Genomic DNA, 21,405 nt, shown 5'->3' on the forward strand with positions numbered 1-21,405 from the left:
GTGCCACGTTCACAACGCGGGCATTCCACCAGAAATCTGGCTCCCCAGCGCTCCACAAGCGGACCATAGACGATCCGCGGCAAGCCGGACAAGAACGCGGGAGGCGGCCATGGCGATCTGGCCGTTCGCGGGCCGCCAGGAGGAGCTGGCCGGGCTGGTGCGCCTGGCACACGACGGCACGGCGCGCGGCGTCGTCATCGCCGGGCCCGCCGGGGTGGGCAAGAGCAGGCTGGCGGCCGAGGTGCTGCGCACGTTCCACTCCCCCGCCCACGTCGTCATCCCGATCAGGGCGACCCGCGCGGCGGGCGGCATCCCGTACGGCGCCCTGGCCGGGCTGCTGCCGCATCAGGCCCCGCCGGGCCTGCTCAACCCCCTGCGCTGGGCCGCCGACGCGGTCCGCGCGCACGCCGGAAACCGCATGCCCGTGCTCGCGGTGGACGACGCCCACCTGCTGGACGGCGCGTCGGCCGCCGCCGTCCACCACCTGGTCGTCGCGGACGGCGCGCTGATCGTGGCCACCCTGCGCACCGGCGAACCGGTGCCGGACGGCGTGACCGCGCTGTGGCGGGACGGGCGCGCGGCCCGCGCCGACATCGGGCCGCTGGACCCGGACGACATCGCCACCGTTCTCGCCGCCGCGCTCGGCGGGCGGCCCGACGACGCCACCGTCCGGCGGCTCGCCACCGCGTCCGAGGGCAACGCGCTGTTGCTGCACGAGCTGGTCGGCGCGGCCCGCGACTCCGGCAGGCTGCGGCCGGTGCGCGGCATGTGGCAGCTCACCGGCGAGCCGCCGCTGGCGCCCCGGCTGACCGAGCTGGTGGGCGAGAGGGTCGGCGGGTTGTCGCCCGAGGCGGGCGCCGTGCTGGAGCTGACCGCGTTCGCCGAGCCGATCGGCCTCGGCACCCTGCTCGCCCTGTGCCCGCCCGAGGCGGTGGAGGAGGCCGAGGAGCGGGGGCTGGTGCGCCTGTCGCCGGACGGGCGGCGCATGACCGTCCGTCTCGGGCACCCCATGTACGGCGAGGTGGCGAGGAACGCCTGCCCGCCGCTGCGCCGCCGCAACCGCTACGCCGCCCTCGCCGCCGACCTGGAGCGCAGCGGGGCGCGCCGCCGGGACGATCCGTTACGCCTGACCGTGTGGCGCCTGGAGAGCGGCGCGAACGCCTCCCCCGGCCCGCTCATGTCGGCCTGCGGGCTGGCCTGGTCCGCGCACGACTACCCCCTCGCCATCCGCCTCGGCCGCGCCGCCCTGGCCGCCGGCGGCGGTGTGGACGCCGCCGTACTGCTGGCCACCGTCCTCGACTACGCCCAGTACCCCGACGAGGCCCACGCCGTCCTCGCCGAGGCCGAGGCCGCCACCGCGGCCCCCCGCGGCACCCGCCCGGGTGGGAACGGTCCCACCGGGAACGGCGCCGCGGCGGACGAGCGGGCCGGGGCGATGACGCGGCTGGCGCTGGCGCGGGCGAGCAACCTGGCGTGGGGGATGAACCGCCTGCAGGACGCGCTGGACCTGCTGGACCGGACCGAGGCGGCGCTGGCCGACCCGGCGTCGCGGCGGCAGATCGCGATGCGCAGGCTCGACCTCACCGCGGGGGCGGCCAAGCCGCGGGCGGCGCTGGACCTCGGCACGGCGCTGCTGAGGGACCTGCCCGCCGGGCCGGGGCGCACGCAGACCCTCAAGGCGCAGGCGCTCGCGCTGTGCTACGCCGGGCGGACCGGTGAGGCGGTCGCCGTGGCCCGCGAGGCGCTGTCGGACGCCGGTTCGTGGCAGACCGCCCTGCCGGCCATGGTGTCCCCGCTGCACTCGGCGTGGGCCATGGCGGCGCTGTTCGCCGGGGACCTCACGGCCATGGAGGAGTCCGTCGCCTCGATGGAGGCCGCGGTCGCCGCGCAGCGGGGGTGGTCGCTCGGCGAGGGCAGCCTGGCCCTGGCGAAGGGACAGCTGGCCACCGCGCGCGGGCGGGTGGAGACCGCGCTCGGCGTGCTGCACGACGCGGCCCACCACCCGACGGCGCTCACCGTCGGCGGCTGCATGGGCGCCTACGCCGCCGCGCAGACGCTGCTCGGGGACGCGGCGGGCGCGCAGGGCACCCTGGAGGAGGCGCTCGGCCGCAACCGCGCCACCTGGACCGGCTTCACCCGGTGGGTGTCGCTGACCCGGGTGTGGATCGCCGCGGCCTACGGGGACACCGGCGCGGCGGTGGAGCTGGCCCTCGCGTTCGCCGAGGAGTGCCGCGCGGCGGGCCTGCCGGGGTTCGAGTTCGTGGCGCTGCACGACGCGGTGCGGCTCGGCGGCGCCGCGCACGCCGTGGACCGCCTGGCCGAGCTGCCCGCGCTGCACGACGGGCGCCGGGTCTTGCTGGCCCGCGACCACGCCCGCGCGGCCGTGGCCGGCGACGCCGACGCGCTGCTGGAGGTGGCGACCGGCTTCCAGGAGCTCGGCATGATCCTGCACGCCGCCGAGGCCGCGGCCCAGGCCGCCGCCCGGCTGCGCCGCACGGGCCGCACCCGGGCCGCGCTGGCCGCCACGACCCGGGCGTGGGCCCTGGCCGCCCGCTGCGAGGGCGCCCGCACCCCCGCCCTGCGCGGCCTCGCCGCCCCCGACCTCACCTCCCGCCAGTTGGAGGTGGCCCAGCTCGCCGCCCAGGGCCTGACCAACCGCGACATCGCCATGCGCCTGGTCCTGTCCGTCCGCACCGTGGCCAACCACCTCGGCGCGGTCTACGAACGCACCGGCGTCAACGACCGCACCGCCCTCCGCCGCTTCTTCGACACCCCCTGACCCGCGGGGCGCAGAACTCGGTGGCGGGACGGCCGGGCGGGTCTCGATACTGGGCGCATGGACGTCGAGGTTGTGAACGTGGCCGATCGGCCGGACCTGAGCGACGAGTTGTGGACCTTCTCCGGCGGCTGGCCCGACTTCATGCTCGAGGACCAGATGGGGAACATGATGGGCGCGTTGCCGCGGCACTTCCCGCGGCTCCAGCTCCTGGCCCTGGCCGGTGCCGACCAGGCCGTGGCCGCCAAGGCCCACGCCGTGCCGTTCCCCTGGACCGGCACCCCCGACGAGTTGCCGGAGCGCGGCTGGGACGAGGTGCTCGGGATGGGCCTCAGGGCCGGGATGTACGGCCGCGAGACCCACGCCGTGTCCGCGCTGGAGATCTCCATCCGCCCCCACCTGCGCGGCACCGGCCTGTCGTCGGTGATGCTGGCCGCCCTGCGCGACGCCGCCGCCAAGGAGGGCTACGCCGATCTGTTCGCCCCCGTCCGCCCCAACGGCAAGCCCGCCGAGCCGCACGCCGCGATGACCGAGTACGCCCTCCGCACCCGCCCCGACGGCCTGCCGGTGGACCCGTGGCTACGCGTCCACGTCCGGGCCGGCGGCCGGATCCTCCGTGTCTGCCCCGCCTCCATGACGATCGCCGGGTCCCTGGCCCAGTGGCGGGACTGGACCGGCCTGCCCTTCGACGCCGACGGCGAGGTGGTGGTACCCGGCGCCCTGGTACCGGTGCGGGTGTCCGTCCGCCACGACCACGCCGTCTACGTCGAGCCCAACGTCTGGGTCCACCACAGCCTCTAGCCACCGGCCCCCGGCCGGTGGCGGGAGGCTCAGCCGGTGGCGGCGTGCCAGGCTTCGGTGAGCATCGCGGTCATGTCCACGTTGCCCTTGCCGGTGCGTTCGGTGATCTGGGTGCCGACGCGGATCTTCGCGGTCACCTCGTCGCCGCGGGCGCGTAGCCACATCTCCCAGGAAGGTGCGGCCGTGGTGAGTGTGCGGGCGATCGGCTCCAGGCGCGAGACCGCGCCGCAGCCGGGACAGGTGAATCTCTCCTGTGCCCTCTGCCGTTCCATGTGGGCGTACGCCCCCGAATCCCCCTGCGTTTCCATGGTTCCGCCCTCCAGGGGCCGGCCGCGGCCACGGTGCCCCGGCGCGCCTCCGACAAACAAGAGCGCGCGGCGGGCCGCTTGATACCACTTCAGTCCCTCGTGACGGTCGTGTCCCGCCAGGGTCACCCAGGGGGTCAGAGGCCAGGGGTCAGTCGCCGCCGAACTTGGCGCGCAGGCGGGCGAAGGCCGTGTCGGTGCCGAGGAGCGCGCGGTCGATGTCGGCGTCGGTGTGCGCGGCGGACAGGAACCAGTTGTGCCAGGGGTGCAGGTAGACGCCTTCGGCCAGGCACGCCTCCGACCAGTACATCGCCTTCTCCAGGGTGGCGTCGCCTGCGAACGACAGCCAGGGGATCTGCACGGGGCCCGTCTGGGCGACGGTGAAGCCGTGCGCGGCGGCCTGCGCGGCGAGGCCCTCGCGCAGGCGGGTGCCCGCCCGTTCCATCAGGGCCACGCCGTCCACGTCGCGCAGGGTCTCGATGGTGGCCTTGGCGGCGGCCATGGGCACCGCGGAGAACCAGAACGACCCGGTGGAGTACAGGGTCTGCGCGGGGCCGCGCAGCGCGTCCGTCCCGGTGACGGCCGCGATGGCGTAGCCGTTGGCCATGGCCTTGCTCCACGCCGTGAGGTCCGGGCGCACGCCGAGGGACTCCCAGGAGCCGCGCAGGTCGAGGCGGAACCCGGCCCGCACGTCGTCGATGACCAGCGCGGCGCCGAGCCGGTCGGCGAGGGCGCGCAGGCCGCGCGCGAAGGCGGGGTCGGCGGGCGCCTGGTCCTCGAAGGAGTCGTGCTTGAACGGCGTGACGATGATCGCCGCGACGTCCGGGCCCGCCTGGGCCGCGGCGGCCTCGGCGCTGGCCAGGTCGTTGTAGGCGAACTCGACCAGGTCGGCGCGGTCGCTCGGCGTGGTGCCCGCCGGGCCCGGCGTGCACCAGGGGTCGGAGCCGTGGTAGGCGCCGTGCGCGACCAGCACCTTGGCCCGGCCGGTGGCGGCGCGGGCGACCATCAGGGCCTGGGTGGTGGCGTCGGTGCCGTTCTTGGAGAACATGACCCAGTCGGCCGAGGGGATCGTGTCCACCATCAGCTCGGCCAGTTCCACCATGACCGGGCCCGGCCCGTTGAGGCAGTCGCCCTCGGCGCGCTGCGCCGCCGCGGCGGCCTCCACCACGGGGTGCCGGTGGCCGAGGATGATCGGCCCCCAGCTGCACATCAGGTCGACGTACTCGCGCCCGTCGGCGTCCCATTGGCGGCAGCCCTCGCCGCGGACGAAGAACTGGGGGTAGCCGGGCGCGAAGATGGCGGCGTTGAGGTGGCCGTACATGCCGCCGGGGACGACCTTGGCGGCCCGCTCGCGCAGGGATGCGTCGGACATGGGTCAGATCCTTTCGAACGAGCCGATGGTCAGGCCGTCGAGCCCGGCGTCGGAGCCGAGCCCGCCGGCCACGCGGGCCGCGACGGCCGTGCCGAGCCGGGCGGCGGCCAGGACGTCCCTGCCGTCGAGCAGCCCGGCGATGAACCCGGCGCAGTACGCGTCGCCGCATCCGGTGGTGTCCACCACCGGCACGTCCAGCGCGGGCACCCGGGTCACCCCCTCGGCGGTGGCGACGAGGCTGCCCTCGCCGCCCAGGGTGACGATCACCGAGGTGGGGCCCTCGGCCAGCAGCGCGGCGGCGGCCTCCTCAACGCCGGAGGCGCCGGTCATCATCAGGGCCTGCTCCTCGTTGGGCAGGAAGTGGTCGGTGAAGGGCAGGAAGGCCCGGGCGGCGGGCATCAGCTCGGGCATGTTGGACAGCAGGTCCAGCGTGACGACGGTGCCGCCCGTCCGGGCGGCGCGCAGCGTCTCGTGGAAGGCGGGGTCGTGCAGGCCCCAGGTGACGTCCATGCCGCCGAGGTGGACGACGCGGGCGCCGATGATCGCCGCGGGGTCCACGTCGGCGGTGGACAGGCCGAGGTTGGCCCCGGGGACGTGGAAGGACGGGCGGCCGCCGTCGGGACGGATGGGCAGGACGGACGCGGCCGTCTGCTCGCCGGGCTTGCGCACGACGCCCCGGACGTCCACGCCGTGCCGCCCCATGATCATGACGAGGAGGTCGCCCAGCTCGTCGTCGCCGACGGCGCCCACCGAGGCGACGGGAACGCCCAGCTTGGCGAGGTCCACGGCCGTGGCCGCCGCCGCGCCCGCCGCGGTGACCCTGATCTGCTCCAGCAGGTGGGTGTCCTGGCCGGCCGGGATGGACTCCACGGGCCTGGCCAGCACATCGACGATGTGCGCCCCGACGGTGACGACGGACATGTGGCGACCCTTCGCGTTAGAGGAAGTGGCCGGATAATAGACGGGCGACCGACTAAAATGTCAAGCCCACCCCGAGGGAGGCCGGATGCCGAAGATCGTCGACCACGAGGAACGCCGGGCGGAGGTGGTGGCCGCCGCCCGCAGGGTGATCCTGCGCGAGGGCATCGAGGGGGCCACCACCAGGGCCATCGCCAAGGAGGCGGGCTACTCCAACGGCGTGCTCACCCACTACTTCGCCGACAAGGACGAGATCCTGCTGGCGGCCCTGCGCTCCTCGCACCGCCGCATCGTGCGCCGCCTGAAGGACAAGCTGGCCGGGCGGACCGGGCTGGCCGCGCTGCGCGAGCTTCTGCTGGACAACCTGCCGCTGGACGGCGAGCGGGCCGGGGAGACCGCGCTGGAGGTCGGCTTCTGGGGCCGCAGCCTCGCGGGCGGCACGCTGCTGGAGGTGCAGCGCGAGGAGGCCGCCGAGCTGCGCCACCTGGTGCGCACCCTGCTCGGCGCCGCCGCCGCGGCCGGCGAGCTCGCCGCCGCCGAGGACCTGGACGACGTCACCGAGCGCCTCCTGGCCCTGGTCGACGGCCTCAGCCTGCACCGCCTGCTCTACCCCGACCGCCTCTCCCCCGAGGCGCTGGCCCGCCTGATGACGTCCGAGCTGGACCGGCTGGCCGCGTGAGCCCCCGGTGAACCCAGGGGTGGGCGCGCGGAAGAATGCGCGCAAAAGTGATATGTCGGGAATCTAGTGACTGTGGAGACCGAGATGAGGCTGGCCGAGGAACGGCGGCTGCTGTGCGAGACCGGGCGGCGGATGGTCGAGACCGGCCTGGTGCTCGGGACGGCCGGGAACATCAGCGTCCGGCGGGACGACATGGTCGCCGTGTCCCCCGGCGGGGTGGCGCTGGACGAGCTGACGCCCGAGGACTGCCCGGTGCTGGACATGTCCGGCGAGGTGGTGGAGGGCGCCCGCCCGCCGTCCTCGGAGACGCCGATGCACCTCGCCGTCTACGGGACCGGCGCCGCCCGCGCGATCGTGCACACCCACTCGTCGTACGCCGTGGTCGTCTCGGCCACGATGACCGAGCTGCCGCCCGTCCACTACAACGCCCTGCTGCTCGGCGGGGTGGTGCGCGTCGCCCCCTACGCCACCTACGGCACCCCCGAGCTGGCCGCCCACGTGAGCGCCGCCCTGGAAGGCAGGCAGGCCGCGTTGATGCAGAACCACGGCGCCGTCGCCGTCGGCCCGGACCTCTCCGAGGCGCTGGCGGGCGCGCGCCTGCTGGAGTGGCTGTGCCAGGTCTACGTCCAGGCCAAGATGATCGGCGAGCCCCGCGTCCTCACCGAGGAGGAGCTGGTCGCGGTGATCGGCCGCGCCCTCAGCGGCCGGGACACCGGCACCCGCTGGGGGCTCACCTCGTCCCCGCCGCCCGCCTAGGCGGCGAGGCGGTAGAGCTGGTCGGCGAGGGTGTGCGCGGTGGGGCGTTTGGCGGCGGGCCCGATGCAGGTGGTGATCAGGTCGCGCAGGCCGGTGTCGAGGCCGGCGCTGAGCGACGGAGGCGTGCTGTAGATCTTGCGGAGGGTCAGCAGGGGGTCGTGGGTGGGCAGGTCGCCGTAGAGGCCGTGGCCGGTGACGGCCCAGTGGACCGTGGCGCCGAGCGACCAGACATCGCCCGCCGGGGACGGCTTGTCGCCCTGAAGGATGCCGGGGTCGGTGAACTCGACCGAGCCGAGGCCGCCCATCCCGGTGATCGTGGCGCCCGGCGTCAGCACCTGTGACAGGCCGAGGTCGGCGAGCTTGCCGCCGTCCGAGGTGAGCAGGACGTTGCCGGGGGTGATGTCCCGGTGCACGATGCCCTCCTCGTGCAGGGCCTGGGCCGCCCGCGCCGCGCAGGCCACCGCCCGCAGCGCGTGCTCCCTGGACGGCTTCTCCGCGGGCCCGGACAGCGGCCCGCCGGGGACGTACTCCATGGAGTAGTAGAAGACGCCGTCCTGCTGGCCCGCGTCGTACAGCGTCACCAGGAACGGCGACCGGACCCGCGCGAACGCCTTCAGTTCCCGGGTGGCACGCCGGAACGCCTCGTCGCCGGTGCCTCCGACGACCTTCACCACCACGTGCTCGTCCGGCACGGGCAGCCGCTGCGGCCTGCGTGCCAGGAAGAACTCCCCATGGTTTCCGGCACCGAGTGGCCGGACGAACTCGTAGTCGGCGATGCCGTCCAAATTCGCGTTCCTCCTCATAGCACCCCCGACCGCTGTTTTCATCGCGTCGCCCGCCCAACTCGCGATAGCGTCGCGTCGACCATTATCGGGGGTCGTGATCTGACTTTCCTTAGCAACGGGGACGATGTCCGATGCTGCGTGTCGATGTCCTTCTTCTCGACCTGGTGATCGTGCTGGGCGCGGCACGGCTCCTCGGCCTGCTCGCCCGCCGGATCGGCCAGCCACCGGTGATCGGCGAGATCGTGGCCGGCATCCTGCTCGGCCCGACCCTCCTCGGTCCCTGGCTCGGCGAGGACCTGTTCGGGCCCGACATCAAGCCGGCGCTGAGCGCGCTGGCCAACGTCGGCCTGGTGCTGTTCATGTTCGTCGTGGGCCTGGAACTCGACCAGAAGCTGGTGCGGGGCAAGGGCAAGGTGGCGGCGTCCGTCGCCCTCGGCTCCAGCGGCGTGCCGTTCGTGCTCGGCGTGGTGCTGGCGCTGTTCCTGATAGACGACCACGGCGGCGGCAACCCACTGCCGTTCGTGCTGTTCCTCGGCGCCGCCATGGCGGCCACCGCGTTCCCCGTGCTGGCGCGCATCCTGACCGACCGCGGCATCCAGCGCACCCCCCTCGGCGGCCTGGCGCTGGCCTCCGCGGCGGTGATCGACGTGCTGGCGTGGACGGTGCTGGCCGTGGTCGTCGCGATCGCCGGCGCCGGGGAGACCACGGCGCAGTGGCAGGTGCTGCTCGCGGTGCCGTACGCCCTGGTGATGTTCCTGGTGGTCCGGCCGCTGCTGGCCCGGCTGGTGCCCGCCTTCGACCGGGCCGGGCGGCTCACCCCGAACCTCCTGTCGGTGGTGCTGCTCGGGCTGTTCGCCTCGGCCTGGGCGACCGAGTGGATGCACGTCCACTTCATCTTCGGAGCGTTCCTCTTCGGCGCCGTGATGCCGCGCGAGGCGGCCGAACGGCTCAACCACCAGATCCTGGAGCGCCTGGAGCAGCTGTCGGTGCTCCTGCTGCTGCCGATGTTCTTCGTGGTGTCCGGGATGAACGTCAACCTGCGCAACCTCACGGTGTCCAGCCTCGGGGTGCTGGCGGCGATCCTGGCGGTGGCGATCGGCGGCAAGCTGATCGGGTCGTACGCCGGGGCGCGCCTGCAGCGGGTGCCGGGACGGCAGGCGTCCGCGCTGGCCGTGCTGCTGAACACCCGGGGGCTGACCGAGATCGTCATCCTGACGGTCGGCCTGCAGAAGGGGGTGCTGGATCCCGAGCTGTACTCGCTGATGGTGCTGATGGCGCTGTTCACCACGGCGCTGACCGGGCCGCTGCTGCGCAGGATCTACCCCGACCGCCGCATCGCCAGGGACATCGCCGAGGCCGAGCGCGTCGCGCTCGGCGTGCCCGAGGCGTACCGCGTGCTCACCGTGGTGCCGGGGGAACCGGCCACGGCCGGGCCGCTCGGCGGGCTGGCCGCGGCGCTGGCGTCCGCGCGCAGGCCGTCGGAGGTCGTGCTCGGGCACCTGCGGCCGTACCCGCCGAGGCGCCTGGAGGTGGGCACCGGCCTGTGGTCGGAGCTGGCCGAGATGACCAAGGCGCTCGGCGGGCTGGAGGAGATGGCCGCGCAGGCGCGCGGGAGCGGCGCCGAGGCGCGCGTGGTGAGCCGGTTCTCCTCCGACGTCCCGGCCGAGCTGCCCGGCCTGGTGCTGAGCGCCCACCCCGACGTGGTGCTCGTCCCCGAGGACGCCCCCGGGCGGGAGGCGGTCCTCGCCGAGGCGGCCTGCCGCGTGGTGACGGTGCTCCCCGGCGCCTACGAGGCGACGGGGCCCGTGACGCTGCTGCACGGCGGCGGGGACGCCGCCGCCCAGGTAGCCCTGGAACTGGCGCTCGCCACGGGCCGTCCCCTGGTGGTCCTCGCCAAGGGCCGCGGCGCCGCGCTCGCCCAGCGCCTGTCCCGTCTCGGCGTCGACGCCTCCGCGGCCGCGGAGGTCCCGCGGGACGGGCTGCTGGTCGCCGCCGACGACGACCAGGCCCCCGCCGGCGCGCACCTGCTGGTGCGCGCCGAGCAGGACGCCGACCCGGTCGACTGGGCCGCCGTCGTCCCCGCCCGCGCCGAGCCGACGGCGGCGGAGACGACGTGAGCCGTCAGGCGTTGCGGTGGGACTCGTACCGCATCGTGCGCGAGACGCCGATGCGGACCGTGGTGCCGGGCAGGATGGGCACCGGCTCGTTCGGCGGGATGTCGTAGAAGTTGGGGTCGCCGGGGGGCTGGACCTGGGTTCCGTTGACGGAGCCCAGGTCGATGAGGTTGACGTCCCAGCTGTCGAGGCGCACCCGCAGGTGGCGGCGGGAGACCGACCCGTCGGGGCTGGTGACCCTGGCGGGGCGGGCCTCGCCCGAGGTGACCTCCTGGGCCCGCTCGGGGTCGCGGCCGAGCAGGTAGTCGGTCTCGAGGTTCAGCGTCATGCCGTCGTCGAGCAGCAGCACCCCGAGCGGCGGGCGCTCGCCCTTGTACGGCACCAGCGTGCGCTGCACCAGCGCGATGCCGCAGACCGCGCAGTAGGGCACCCGGGGGTCGTTGAAGTGGTCGTTCTTGCAGTCGACGCCGTACACCATGGGGCGGCTCGGCGGCTCGGGGGCCTGGCCGAGCTCGGTGGGCTCCAGGATCGACTCCTGCTCACCGTCGTCGCCCTGGTCGATGAGCAGGAACGACTCGAACCCGGGTGACTCGGCCCGCTCGCCGGGGTCCCCCTGCCCGCCGGGCGCCGCCGCCCCCTCGGGGTCGGTGAGCATGCCGGGCCCGCGCTCGTAGTCCGGCCGGGGCGCCTCGCCGGGCCCCTGGTGGCCCTGTGAGGGCTCCGCCGGGGCGGGCCGGTGGTCCGGCGCCTGGCGGGGCGCCTCGCGCTCGGGCGGCGCCATCGGCGCGCCGTACTCGCCGTGCTCGGGACGCCCCAGGGGCTCCGAGGGCCCTGACTGGTACGGCGCGGGCTGGGACGGCCCGGAGCCGTAGGGCGCGGGGGCGTGCTGCGGGGGGCCGGAGCCGTACGGCGCGGGGCCCGCCTGGGAGGGGCCCGAGGAGTACGGGGCGGGGTTCTGCTGGGACGGGCCGGAGGAGTACGGGGCCGGGTTCTGCTGGGAGGGACCTGAGGAGTACGCGGGGGGGTTCTGCTGGGACGGGCCGGAGGAGTACGGGGCCGCGCCGGACGGCGCGGGGGAAGACTGCTGCGGGGAGCGGGCGATCGTCTGCCCCGCGGGCGCGCCGGAGGTGTCGTAGTCGCAGATCACGCCGCCGCCGGCGACCACGCCGGAGTCCAGCCGGGCGCGGGCGAACGGCTCGCCCGCGCCGGGCAGGCGCAGCTCCACCCGGGACACCGGGCCGCGGACCATGCGGTCGGTCCAGGTCAGGGCGTCCCGGCCGTCGAGGCGCAGCTCCCCGCCCGGCCCGGCGGCCACGGCCTGTGCGTCCCCGCTGACCAGCACCGCGAGGCCGTCGCCCGCGCGGCCGGCCAGGGCGCAGGCGATCGGCTCGGCCGTCATCGCCCGCGCGAGGACCTGGGCGGCGCGGCGGGCCAGCGCCCGCCCGTCCCCGCCCGTCGCCACGGTCTCCTCGACCGCGGCGAGCAGCTCCCCGGCGACGGCTCCGGCCGCGTCGCACACCAGCAGCAGGCCGCCCACATGGGCGATCAGCCCGTCACCGGGTAGTGGACGCACCACACCCACGCCTTCGTCCGTCACAGAACTCTCCCTCCCCGAAATCGCCAGCGGATGAACGGCACCCGCATGGGCCCGTTGGCCACGAGCCACACGGCGAGCCAGACCAGGATGAACTGGGTCCAGAACACTGAGGCAGGCGGGGCCGGGTCGATGATGCCGATGGCACCGGACCGTAGCAAAAAGAACAGCAGAAGTCCTTCCGGCACAAGCGTCAGCAATCCGAACAGCGTGGGCCAGTCCTTCTCCCACCGGAACTGCATCAGGAAGTGGTAGAGGAGCTCCCACAGCACGCCGAGCACCGCGACGCCCAGCAGGACCAGCAGGCCCGTGCCGATCTCGGCGCCGAGCAGCGGGACGATGATCAGTGTGACCACCACGCCCACGGTGGCGAGCAGGAACAGCCGCGTCTGGATGCGGCCGAACAAGGTCGGAACCACGGTCGTCTCCTTAGACGGGCTTGTTGCGTGCCCACTTGAGCCATTGGGACGTGGAGCGCGCCGGCCCCATGCGCCGGCAGAAGCCGCGCCTGGCGAGGTCGTCGGCGATCTCCTGGGCCGCGATCTGCAGGCCGAGGAAGGTGTCCACGCCCGGGAAGTAGCCGCCGAGCGTGGCGGAGCCGGACGCGTAAAGCGCGCCGTCCCCGCTGGCCGTGCCCTTCACCTCGAAGTGGCGCTCGACCTCCAGCCGCCCGACCGGGTTGCGGTACGCGCCGCCGTTCTTCAGCAGGTCGTCGAAGACGCGGTGCTCGGCGATGTCGGCCTCGAGGCCGGTGCAGTCGATGATGTAGTCCGAGACCGGCTCGCGGATGGTGCCGTCGCCGCTGCGCACGTGGCTGAGCAGGCGGCCGTCCCCGGTGGGCTCGACCTTCTCCACGACGCCCTGCACGGAGTGGTAGTACCCGCCGCCGCGCCCGTCGCGCATCTGCTCCTGCCAGCGGCGCCGCCGCGGGGTGTTGGTGCCGCCCATCTCCTTGTACTTCTTGGCGCGGTCGGCGCCCTCCAGCTTGCGCATCTCGGCCTTGAGCTGGCCGCCCCACACCGACTTCGGGTAGTTGAAGCCTTGGTACGCCCAGCCGTCGCCGCCCCGGCGGCGCATCCAGATGTGCGGCCCGTGCGACCCGGTGATGTAGGTGCGGAAGATGTGGATGATCTGGGTCTTCAGCCCTAACCGCTCGCGGTCGTCGAACAGGCGCTGCAGCACCCGGGACGCGACGATGCCGCCGCCGCGGATCACCACGGTGCCCGCCCTGGCCTTCATGAACTCGTAGACCTGCTCGTGCGGCTCGTAGGCGTTCACCACGTGCTGGTAGTCGCCGTACTTCTGCCGGAACTCCTGCAGGTCGGGCAGGAACTTCAGGCCGGGGTAGCCGATGGCGATGTGCACGAAGCGCGAGCGGAACACGATGCGCTTGGTGTTCGCCTGGCCTTCTGGCGGCGTGACCACGGTGAAGTAGCCGCCGCCCTGCCTGCGGCGCACCATGCGGACCTGGCCCTTGACCAGCATGTCCCAGTAGTTGATGCGCCTGGCCTCACGCTCCAGGTTCTGGAACACCGTCCCGGCCCGGGGCGTCCAGTAGTCGTTGAGGATGGGCTCGGTCAGCAACTGCCAGAGGTACGACGGGTTCTTGTCCCGCCACGCCTCCTCCAGCGCGTACGACGGGAAGCCCCAGATGTTGTCGGGCCGGGAGGCGGAGTCCGAGCGGATGCGCTCCTTGCGGGGGATCTGCGAGCACCTGGTGAGGAACTCGTACGTCTGCCAGGGATGGTCGATGTTGGACACCACCCGCATCTGCGAGGTCGGGACCCCGTAGATGCGCAGGTAGTCCAGGGTGACGAACGACCCGATGCCCCCGCCGATGGTCAGGAAGGGAATGTCGTACATCGGAATGCCGGCCGCCGCGACCATCTGGTCGCTCCATTGGGGGGCGGCCAGGAGCTCCGGCGTCAGGTCGCCGGGCGCGGGGGGTGTTTGTGGCGTGGCCAATGCGAACGTTCCTACTCTACGAAGCCGTGATCGGCGTGATCGGAACAGTAGTCTCGGCACACGCCGCTGACGAGTGGGACAAAGAGCGCGAACCCTCCCCCGTGCCCCGGCCCCCGCCGCGTGCGCCACTGATCAGACGCCCGACCGGTCGCCGAGGTTCGCCGGGAGGTCCGTTCCGGGTATTACGGATCCGTGACATCCCGCCCGGGGGCAGGATGTCTCAGACCCCGGAGAACACGCGGTTGACGTCCGCGGTGACCAGGACGCCGAAGATGTCGCCGCCCCGCTCCACGAGGAGGTATTCCCCGGAGGGCGCGCCGCGCATGGCGTCGAGCAGGGCCTCGCCCGACAGGTCGGCCCGCAGCACCAGGGAGGGCTCGAGGGTGCGGGCCAGCGACCCGACGGTCACCCACGGCCGCCGCTGCTCGGGCGTCGCCGTCACCGCGGACTCGCTGACGATGGCGATGGGGCTGCCCTCGTGGTCGACCACCACGATGGCGCCCGCCTCGGCCTGCCGGGCCCGGCGCATGGCCTCGGCCAGCGGCACCTCGGAGGTGACGGGGATCGCGCGGCGGGCCAGCGTGCGGGCCTGGAGCTGCGGCATGCGGGCGCGCACCCGGGCCACCCGCAGCGACTGGCTGGCGCCGATCCAGATGAAGGAGGCCAGCAGCACCGACCACAGCATCATGCTCCAGCTCGGCTCCTGGCCGGTCGACAGCGCCAGGGCCAGCGGGCCCACGACCAGGACGACGGCCAGGCCGCGGCCGAACCACGCGGCGGCCAGCGTGCCGGTGCCGGAGTTGCGGGTGACCTTCCACACCCCGGCCCTGAGCATGCGCCCGCCGTCCAGCGGCAGGCCGGGCAGCAGGTTGAACACCCCGACGATCAGGTTGGACACCCACAGCTGCCACACCAGGACGTGCGGGATGGTGCCCACCGGCAGCAGGTCGCTGGCGACGAAGCCCACGCCGGCCAGGACCAGCGACAGCAGCGGGCCGGCGAACGCGACGGCGAACTCCCTGGCCGGGGTCTCGGGCTCGCGCTCGATCTCGGAGACGCCGCCGAGGAGGTACAGGGTGATGCGCTTCACCGGGAGCCCGAAGTGGCGGGCCACCACGCAGTGCGCGAGCTCGTGCAGCAGCACCGAGACGTACAAGAAGACCGCGAAGACGAAGGCCACCACGTAGGTGATCACGGTTTCCCGGTCGGGCAGCTCCGCCGCCACCTGGGGCTGGAAGGTGTAGGTGATGAACGCCGCGACGATCAACCAGGTCGGCGAGACGTAGACGGGGATGCCGAACGGGCGTCCCATGCGCAGCCCCGGAGACTCAGGCCGTTGTGGGGTCTGGGTGCTCATGATGGTCTCTGTTCCTCCTTGTGCTCGATGCTACGCGCCCTGAGCCGTTGATCAGCCGATCGGACGGGGGCGAAGTGTCGGCGCACTGCCTTACAGTTTCGAGGATGAGCACCACGGAGCCGCCGGCGATCGTCGGAAGCCTGTCCCCCTCCCGGGCCGGCGACTACATGACGTGCCCCTTGCTCTACCGCTTCCGGGTGATCGACCGCCTGCCCGAGAAGCCCTCCCCGGCGGCCGTGCGCGGCACCCTGGTGCACGCGGTGCTGGAGAGGCTGTACGACCTGCCGCCGGGCGAGCGCACCGTGGCGGCGGCCCAGGCCCTGCTGGACCCCCAGTGGGCGCGCCTGCTCGGCGAGACCCCCGAGTACGCCGACCTGTTCACCGACGGCACAGAGCGCGAGCGGTGGCTCGGCCAGGCCCGCCAGATGGTGGAGCGCTACTTCGCCCTGGAGGACCCCCGGCGGCTGGAGCCCGCCCAGCGCGAGCTGTACGTCGAGGCGGTGCTGGACACCGGGCTGATGCTGCGCGGGTACATCGACCGGCTGGACGTCGCGCCGTCGGGGGACGTGCGGGTGGTCGACTACAAGACCGGCAGCGCCCCGGGGCGGGACTTCGAGGCCAAGGCGCTGTTCCAGATGAAGTTCTACGCCCTGGTGCTGTGGCGGCTGCACGGCAAGGTCCCGCGCGTGCTCCAGCTGATGTACCTCGGCAACGGCGAGGTGGTGCGGTACGCGCCGGACGAGGCCGACCTGCGGGCCACCGAGCGCAAGGTGCAGGCGCTGTGGGAGGCCATCGAGCGGTCGCTCACCACCCGCGAGTGGCGGGCCCGCCGCAGCCGGCTGTGCGACTGGTGCGACCACCAGGCCATCTGCCCCGAGTGGGGCGGCACCCCCCCGCCCGTCCCCGACCGCCGCCCCGGCGACACCGTCCGCGGCGCGAGCCGCGCCGCCACCGACGAGCTGTAGGGCCGCCGGCTACACCCGCTGCCCCTGCTGCTGCTCCTCGTACCACGCGACGACCCTGTGCAGGGCGTCCTCGGAGGCCGAGCCGGGCTCGACGGTGAAGACCAGCAGCGTCTGGTCGGGCACGCCGGGCAGCGCCATCGCCTGATAGGTGACGGTCAGCTCGCCGATCACCGGATGGCGGTAGCGCTTCTCCCCCATGACGCGCTCGGTGACCTGGTGCTCGGCCCACAGCCGCCGGAACACCGGGCTGGCCTTCCGCAGGTCGCAGACCAGCTCGTGCATGAGCGGGTCGTCCGGGTGGCGGCCGAGGTAGAACTGCAGGGTGCCGGTGATCTCGGCGGCCACGTCCTCCCACTCCGGGTAGATCTCGCGGACGCGGGGGTCGCAGAACATGATCCGCGCCATGTTGCGCTCGCCGGCCGGTACGGCCATGAGGTCGATGCCCTGGAACAGCGCGCGGGCCGGCTTGTTGAGGGCGAGCAGGTCCATCCGCCGGCCGAGGACCAGCGCCGGCACCTCGCCGCGCTCCAGCCTGGCGAGCAGGTGCCAGGTCTCGCGGAGCACCCGCTGGGGCGGGCCGTGTCTCGCCTTGCCCGGCAGGGTGCCGGAGAGGTTCCACAGGTGGGAGCGCTCGGTGTCGTCCAGCCGCAGCGCGCGGGCGATGGCGTCCAAAACCATCGGGGAGGCGTTGCGGCTGCGGCCCTGCTCCAGCCGGGTGTAGTACTCGACGCTGACCCCCGCGAGCCGGGCCAGCTCCTCGCGCCGCAGCCCCGGCACCCGGCGCCGCCCCGGCACCGGCGGGGTGCCGGTGTCCTCGGGGCTCACCCGGGCGCGGCGGGACTTCAGGAAGTCCCCCAGTGTTGAGTCGTGCCCTGACGCACCCATGAAGCTATCTTGTCCCATTTACGGTTATATGTAGTTCTTTAGATGGTTAAAAGTAGCAATCGTCAATACAGGACCAGACAAGGTGATATCAGGGTCTTTGTTCACCTGACCGTCGTGGACCGCCGCTCGTCGTACCGCCGGACGATCCGGCGCAGCGTGCCGGCCGACGGGGAGCCGGGTTCGGCGGTGTAGACGAGGAGGACCTGGTCGGGCACCGACGGGAGGGACATCGCGTGGTGGGTCAGCACCAGTTCGCCGGCCTCCGGATGGCGGTAGCGGGCCCGCAGGGTGTCGCGCTCGTTGACGTCGCGCGCGGCCCACAGCCGCCGGAAGACCGGGCTGGCCTCCCGCAGATCGCTCAGCAGGTCGCCCAGCAGGGGGTCGTCCGGGTGGCGGCCGAGATCGAATTGCAGGGTGGCGACGGCCACGGTGGCCATCGCCTCCCAGTCCACGTACCGCTCGCGGAAGCCGGGACGGCAGAACAGGAGCCTGGCCAGGTTGCGTTCCCTGATCGGCAGGGTGTCGAGGTCGACGTCGAACAGCAGCGCCCGGGCCGGCCGGTTGGCGGCGAGGATGTCCAGGCGCCGGCCGACGACCACGGCCGGCGCGCCGCCGCCGTCCAGCATGGCGAGCAGGTCCCAGGTCTCCGGCCGCAGCCGCTGCGGCGGCTCGTACCGGGGGCGGCCGGCGGTCTCCGGGCGGGCGTCGGCGAGGTTCCACAGGTGGGTGCGCTCGGTGCCGTCCAGCCGCAGCGCGCGTGCCAGGGCGTCCAGGACGACCGGGGAGGCGTGGTGGCTGCGCCCCTGCTCCAGCCGGGTGTAGTAGTCGACGCTGACCCCTGCGAGCCGGGCCAGTTCCTCCCGGCGCAGTCCGGGCACGCGGCGCCGCCCCGGTACCGGCGGGGTTCCGGTGTCCTCGGGGCTGAGCCGGGCGCGGCGGGACCTTAGGAACTCCCCCAGCGCGGCCCCATGGTCCATGACATCGATTATGCCCGTTTTATGGTTATATGCGGCTTTCTTTATGGTTAAAAGTAGTACTCCCGATCCGGGTGTCGAGAGGGCGAGGCCAAGGACCCAAACCCGTCCATCGACATGGTTGCCTGGAAGGAACCGGCGCCCATCCTCGCCGGAACTCCTTACCTCGACCAGGAAGGTCATCATGACGGGCGTGACCATTCATACACGGCGGAGCGAACAACCGGCCGCCCCCGGTCACCCCGGCAGGCCGACCCCCCAGGCGCCCGGGGGCCGCACCTCGCCGGACGCCACCATCGTCATCAACATCAGCCACCCCGCCCCCGCCTGCCCGGCCGGCCGCAGGTACACCTGCGACGACCCGGCCCGCGCCGACGGACATACCCCCCCGACCTCACATGCCGCCCAGGCGAGGCACAACGCGCCCGGCGAGCGCGCCGGGCAGAACGGGCACGGCGCCTCCGACGGGCAGGACGGGCACGGTGCCCTCGACGGGTGGCCGGGGTACGAGCCGGGGGGGCGGGAGCGGCAGGCGCACGCGCTCGCGGAGGAGCGGCAGCGGTTCGCCTCCGACGCCTCGCACCGGCTGCGCACGCCGCTGGCCGGGCTCCGCGCCGAACTGGAGGAGGCCCGGCTGCACCCGGAGCAGACCGACCTGGACGATCTGGTGGGGCGGGCGCTGCGGGACGTCGACCGGCTGGAGTCGGTCGTCGGCGAGCTCGGGCGGATCGCGGGGGGCGGGACGCCCCAGGCGGCCGAGCGTGAGCACGTCGACCTCGCGCTGCTGGCCCGCGAGGAGATCGCGCGCCGGCCCGACCGGGCCGTGGTGCGCCTGGCCCTGGTCCCGGGGATCACGGCCCACGCCTCCCGCGCCGAACTGCGCCAGGTCTTCGCCGCCATGCTGGACTGCGCCAGGACCCGCTGCGACGGCACCGTGCTCGTGGAGGTGCGCCGCGACGGGGGCGACGCCGTCCTGACCATGACCGCGGGGTCCCCGTTCGTCGGCGACGCCGCGCGGATCTTCACCCATCTGGACACCGCCGGCGACGGCACCGACCTCGGCCTCTCGGTGGCCCGCGCCATCGCGCGCGTCCACGACGGCAGCCTGCACGTCCACGGCGCGGCGTCCTTCACCCTGCGCCTTCCGGCCACGCCCGCTCGGTAAGCGCTATCCAAGCCTCGGGGTCCTCCGGGGGGATGAGGGCCATATCCGCCTGTAGAAGGGTGGGTATCAGGGTGAACGTCCTAAATTGAGAGGGTGCGAACGAGCCCCCGTGATGTGCGGTCCTGGTGGAGAGCTCATCCTCTGATCGGTGACTCCGCCCTCGCCGTGCCACTGGCGGGGATCTCGATCGCGGTGGCCCTGATCACGGGACCCGGCGGCCTGACCGGGACCGAGTCGCACCGGGCGGCGGACGCCGCGAGCCTCACGCTGATCACGCTGAACTGCCTGCTCCTGGTGGGGCGGCGGAGGTGGCCCTTCGTGCTGCTGTGCGTGAGCCAGGTGCCGCACACCGCCCTGGTGGCGATGGACCACGACGGCGGGATCACCGGACTGGTGTCGCTGGTCCTGCTGTACACCGTGGCGGCCTACCGGGGGCTGGCGCTGAGCCTGGCGGCGGCCGGGGTGTCCGCGCTGGGATACGCCGCCGCCGTCGCCGTGTCCGAGCGCCCCGACTGGACCCAGCACGCCTTCGCGCTGGTGCTGGCGGTGGCCGTGTGGGTGGTGGGGCGGTCGGTGCGGCTGCGCCGGGCGTACCTGGCGGAGCTGGTGGACCGGGCCGAGCGGCTGGAGCGGGCCAGGGACGCCGACACCCGGGCCGCCCGCGCCGAGGAGCGCTCCCGGATCGCCAGGGAGCTGCACGACGTGGTCGCTCACCACGTCAGCGTGATGACCGTCCAGGCCGCCGCCGCCCGCAAGGTGCTGGACACCCGCCCGGAGGCCGCCAAGGACGCTTTGGTGGCCATCGAGGAGATGGGCAGGACGGCGATGCGCGAGATGCGCGGCATCGTCGGCGTGCTGCGCACCGACGGCGAGACCGGCGAACTGACCCCGCAGCCCGGCATGGAGGACCTCCCCGGCCTGGTCGACCAGATGCGCGAGGCCGGCCTGCGGGCCCAGCTCTGGGTGGAGGGCGACCAGCGTTCCCTCCCCCCCGGGATCGACCTGGCCGCCTACCGCCTGGTCCAGGAGGCCCTCACCAACAGCCTCCGTCACGCGGGCCCGGCCGCCCGGGCCTGGGTCACCGTGCGCCACGAGCAGTCCGGCCTCACCGTCCACGTCGAGGACGACGGCCGCGGCGGGCCCGGCGCGTTCACCCGCGGCCCCGACGACCGCCCCGGCCACGGGCTCGTCGGCATTCGCGAGCGTGTCGCCCTTTATGGTGGAATCCTACGAATCGGCCCGCGGCAGGGTGGCGGATTCGAGGTCCGGGCCCGTTTCCCCCTCAAGGACTGAGACATGACGATCAGAGTGCTGCTGGTGGACGACCAGCCGCTGCTGCGCACGGGCTTCCGCCTCATCCTGGAGGCCGAGCCCGACCTCACCGTGGTGGGCGAGGCGGGCAACGGTTCCACCGCCATGGACCAGTCCCGCGCCCTCCTCCCCGACGTCGTCCTCATGGACATCCGCATGCCCGGCGTCGACGGCATTGACGCCACCCGCAGGATCGTCCGCGACGCCGCCCCCGGCGCCCACGTCCCCCGGGTGCTCGTCCTCACGACCTTCGACCTGGACGAATACATCGTCGAGGCGTTGCGCGCGGGCGCCAGCGGCTTCCTGCTGAAAGACGTCCCCCCCGACGAGCTGGTCCAGGCCATCCGCGTGGTGGCCGCCGGCGACGCCATCGTCGCCCCCAGCGTCACCCGCCGCCTCCTGGACAAGTTCGCCACCAGGCTCCCCTCCGCCCACCAGCAGGCCACCCCCGCCCGCGTGGGCCGCCTGACGGAACGCGAACTGGAGGTCCTCCGCCTGATCGCCCGGGGCATGTCCAACGCCGAGATCGCCGGCGAACTGGTGGTCAGCGAGACCACGGTCAAGACCCACGTGGGCAACGTCCTCACCAAACTGGCCCTCCGCGACCGCGTCCAGGCCGTCGTCCTGGCCTACGAGACCGGCCTGATCACCCCGGGCGCCATCCCCTGACGCCCCGGCGCCGC

At 73.7% G+C, this 21,405-nt stretch carries 19 protein-coding genes; 9 read left to right on the forward strand and 10 right to left on the reverse strand.

All coding sequences use genetic code 11. The annotated features are described in order from the left end of the window. Window positions 1-109 precede the first annotated feature (109 nt). A complete protein-coding gene (locus tag ACFP1K_RS21775; RefSeq protein WP_380756186.1) occupies window positions 110-2,779 on the forward strand; it encodes a helix-turn-helix transcriptional regulator in 2,670 nt (889 codons plus the stop codon). 57 nt (window positions 2,780-2,836) lie between these two features. After that, entirely contained in the window at window positions 2,837-3,577 is a 741-nt protein-coding gene (locus ACFP1K_RS21780; RefSeq protein WP_380756188.1) for an N-acetyltransferase, read from the forward strand. Between the two features lie 29 nt (window positions 3,578-3,606). Here the strand turns inward: ACFP1K_RS21780 and ACFP1K_RS21785 are convergent, their stop codons facing one another. The 3 genes from ACFP1K_RS21785 to ACFP1K_RS21795 all read right to left on the reverse strand — a co-directional run bounded on the left by ACFP1K_RS21785 (window position 3,607) and on the right by ACFP1K_RS21795 (window position 6,175). Then, window positions 3,607-3,885 (reverse strand): hypothetical protein, encoded by a 279-nt coding sequence (locus ACFP1K_RS21785; RefSeq protein WP_380756191.1) that lies wholly within the window; start codon window positions 3,883-3,885, stop codon window positions 3,607-3,609. A 148-nt stretch (window positions 3,886-4,033) separates the two neighbouring features. Next, window positions 4,034-5,254 carry an aminotransferase class III-fold pyridoxal phosphate-dependent enzyme gene (locus ACFP1K_RS21790; protein ID WP_380756193.1) on the reverse strand — a complete coding sequence of 407 codons (1,221 nt, stop codon included), beginning with the start codon at window positions 5,252-5,254 and terminating at the stop codon, window positions 4,034-4,036. Between the two features lie 3 nt (window positions 5,255-5,257). Further along, entirely contained in the window at window positions 5,258-6,175 is a 918-nt protein-coding gene (locus ACFP1K_RS21795) for a carbohydrate kinase family protein (protein ID WP_380756196.1), read from the reverse strand. Window positions 6,176-6,260: 85 nt separating this feature from the next. Between ACFP1K_RS21795 and ACFP1K_RS21800 the strand changes: the two genes are divergently transcribed. Together ACFP1K_RS21800 and ACFP1K_RS21805 are read left to right on the forward strand one after the other, a co-directional pair. Then, on the forward strand, window positions 6,261-6,851 hold the full coding sequence (locus tag ACFP1K_RS21800; protein ID WP_380756198.1) for a TetR/AcrR family transcriptional regulator: 591 nt from the start codon (window positions 6,261-6,263) through the stop codon (window positions 6,849-6,851). Between the two features lie 72 nt (window positions 6,852-6,923). Continuing rightward, a complete protein-coding gene (locus ACFP1K_RS21805) occupies window positions 6,924-7,607 on the forward strand; it encodes a class II aldolase/adducin family protein (protein WP_380756200.1) in 684 nt (227 codons plus the stop codon). Here ACFP1K_RS21805 and ACFP1K_RS21810 read toward each other — a convergent pair. Further along, window positions 7,604-8,392, reverse strand: coding sequence for a protein kinase domain-containing protein (locus ACFP1K_RS21810; protein WP_380756202.1), 789 nt, complete (start codon window positions 8,390-8,392; stop codon window positions 7,604-7,606). The genes ACFP1K_RS21805 and ACFP1K_RS21810 overlap by 4 nt on opposite strands. Window positions 8,393-8,523: 131 nt before the next feature. Between ACFP1K_RS21810 and ACFP1K_RS21815 the strand changes: the two genes are divergently transcribed. After that, complete coding sequence (locus ACFP1K_RS21815) at window positions 8,524-10,509, forward strand: cation:proton antiporter (protein WP_380756204.1); 1,986 nt, start codon at window positions 8,524-8,526, stop codon at window positions 10,507-10,509. Window positions 10,510-10,513: 4 nt separating this feature from the next. Here ACFP1K_RS21815 and ACFP1K_RS21820 read toward each other — a convergent pair whose 3' ends face one another. From ACFP1K_RS21820 to ACFP1K_RS21835, 4 genes are all read right to left on the reverse strand, one after another. Next, window positions 10,514-12,103 carry an FHA domain-containing protein gene (locus tag ACFP1K_RS21820; RefSeq protein WP_380756206.1) on the reverse strand — a complete coding sequence of 530 codons (1,590 nt, stop codon included), beginning with the start codon at window positions 12,101-12,103 and terminating at the stop codon, window positions 10,514-10,516. Further along, window positions 12,100-12,519 (reverse strand): hypothetical protein, encoded by a 420-nt coding sequence (locus ACFP1K_RS21825; protein ID WP_380756209.1) that lies wholly within the window; start codon window positions 12,517-12,519, stop codon window positions 12,100-12,102. Before ACFP1K_RS21825 ends, ACFP1K_RS21820 begins: the two co-directional genes overlap by 4 nt. 10 nt (window positions 12,520-12,529) lie before the next feature. Further along, on the reverse strand, window positions 12,530-14,065 hold the full coding sequence (locus ACFP1K_RS21830; protein WP_380756211.1) for a hypothetical protein: 1,536 nt from the start codon (window positions 14,063-14,065) through the stop codon (window positions 12,530-12,532). 220 nt (window positions 14,066-14,285) lie between these two features. After that, window positions 14,286-15,422 carry a site-2 protease family protein gene (locus tag ACFP1K_RS21835; protein WP_380756213.1) on the reverse strand — a complete coding sequence of 379 codons (1,137 nt, stop codon included), beginning with the start codon at window positions 15,420-15,422 and terminating at the stop codon, window positions 14,286-14,288. Window positions 15,423-15,526: 104 nt separating this feature from the next. Between ACFP1K_RS21835 and ACFP1K_RS21840 the strand changes: the two genes are divergently transcribed. Next, window positions 15,527-16,387: a RecB family exonuclease gene (locus tag ACFP1K_RS21840; RefSeq protein WP_380756215.1), complete on the forward strand. Its 861-nt coding sequence runs from the start codon at window positions 15,527-15,529 to the stop codon at window positions 16,385-16,387. 9 nt (window positions 16,388-16,396) lie between these two features. Here ACFP1K_RS21840 and ACFP1K_RS21845 read toward each other — a convergent pair whose 3' ends face one another. Together ACFP1K_RS21845 and ACFP1K_RS21850 are read right to left on the reverse strand one after the other, a co-directional pair. Further along, window positions 16,397-17,272 carry a helix-turn-helix transcriptional regulator gene (locus ACFP1K_RS21845; RefSeq protein ID WP_380756217.1) on the reverse strand — a complete coding sequence of 292 codons (876 nt, stop codon included), beginning with the start codon at window positions 17,270-17,272 and terminating at the stop codon, window positions 16,397-16,399. A 101-nt stretch (window positions 17,273-17,373) separates the two neighbouring features. Continuing rightward, window positions 17,374-18,249 (reverse strand): helix-turn-helix transcriptional regulator, encoded by an 876-nt coding sequence (locus tag ACFP1K_RS21850; protein ID WP_380756219.1) that lies wholly within the window; start codon window positions 18,247-18,249, stop codon window positions 17,374-17,376. 190 nt (window positions 18,250-18,439) lie between these two features. On the opposite strand from ACFP1K_RS21850, the gene ACFP1K_RS21855 reads away from it, so the two are divergent. The 3 genes from ACFP1K_RS21855 to ACFP1K_RS21865 all read left to right on the forward strand — a co-directional run bounded on the left by ACFP1K_RS21855 (window position 18,440) and on the right by ACFP1K_RS21865 (window position 21,391). Beyond that, entirely contained in the window at window positions 18,440-19,411 is a 972-nt protein-coding gene (locus tag ACFP1K_RS21855) for a sensor histidine kinase (RefSeq protein ID WP_380756221.1), read from the forward strand. A gap of 114 nt (window positions 19,412-19,525) precedes the next feature. Then, the gene (locus ACFP1K_RS21860) at window positions 19,526-20,704 is read left to right on the forward strand and encodes a sensor histidine kinase (protein WP_449329157.1); all 1,179 of its coding nucleotides are present in this window, start codon (window positions 19,526-19,528) and stop codon (window positions 20,702-20,704) included. A 3-nt stretch (window positions 20,705-20,707) separates the two neighbouring features. Then, window positions 20,708-21,391, forward strand: a complete 684-nt coding sequence (locus ACFP1K_RS21865) for a response regulator (RefSeq protein WP_380756224.1) — start codon at window positions 20,708-20,710, stop codon at window positions 21,389-21,391. Window positions 21,392-21,405: the final 14 nt, after the last annotated feature.

This window comes from Sphaerisporangium aureirubrum (assembly GCF_042658925.1).
Lineage (GTDB): Bacteria > Actinomycetota > Actinomycetes > Streptosporangiales > Streptosporangiaceae > Sphaerisporangium > Sphaerisporangium aureirubrum.

What these genes read in the sequence shown, in the direction of transcription:
- ACFP1K_RS21795 (WP_380756196.1), bottom strand. Translation starts at nt 6,175, where the DNA reads ATGTCCGTCGTCACCGTCGGGGCGCACATCGTCGATGTGCTGGCCAGG.
- ACFP1K_RS21775 (WP_380756186.1), top strand. Translation starts at nt 110, where the DNA reads ATGGCGATCTGGCCGTTCGCGGGCCGCCAGGAGGAGCTGGCCGGGCTG.
- ACFP1K_RS21785 (WP_380756191.1), bottom strand. Translation starts at nt 3,885, where the DNA reads ATGGAAACGCAGGGGGATTCGGGGGCGTACGCCCACATGGAACGGCAG.
- ACFP1K_RS21780 (WP_380756188.1), top strand. Translation starts at nt 2,837, where the DNA reads ATGGACGTCGAGGTTGTGAACGTGGCCGATCGGCCGGACCTGAGCGAC.
- ACFP1K_RS21850 (WP_380756219.1), bottom strand. Translation starts at nt 18,249, where the DNA reads ATGGACCATGGGGCCGCGCTGGGGGAGTTCCTAAGGTCCCGCCGCGCC.
- ACFP1K_RS21845 (WP_380756217.1), bottom strand. Translation starts at nt 17,272, where the DNA reads ATGGGTGCGTCAGGGCACGACTCAACACTGGGGGACTTCCTGAAGTCC.
- ACFP1K_RS21840 (WP_380756215.1), top strand. Translation starts at nt 15,527, where the DNA reads ATGAGCACCACGGAGCCGCCGGCGATCGTCGGAAGCCTGTCCCCCTCC.
- ACFP1K_RS21835 (WP_380756213.1), bottom strand. Translation starts at nt 15,422, where the DNA reads ATGAGCACCCAGACCCCACAACGGCCTGAGTCTCCGGGGCTGCGCATG.
- ACFP1K_RS21800 (WP_380756198.1), top strand. Translation starts at nt 6,261, where the DNA reads ATGCCGAAGATCGTCGACCACGAGGAACGCCGGGCGGAGGTGGTGGCC.
- ACFP1K_RS21865 (WP_380756224.1), top strand. Translation starts at nt 20,708, where the DNA reads ATGACGATCAGAGTGCTGCTGGTGGACGACCAGCCGCTGCTGCGCACG.
- ACFP1K_RS21790 (WP_380756193.1), bottom strand. Translation starts at nt 5,254, where the DNA reads ATGTCCGACGCATCCCTGCGCGAGCGGGCCGCCAAGGTCGTCCCCGGC.
- ACFP1K_RS21815 (WP_380756204.1), top strand. Translation starts at nt 8,524, where the DNA reads ATGCTGCGTGTCGATGTCCTTCTTCTCGACCTGGTGATCGTGCTGGGC.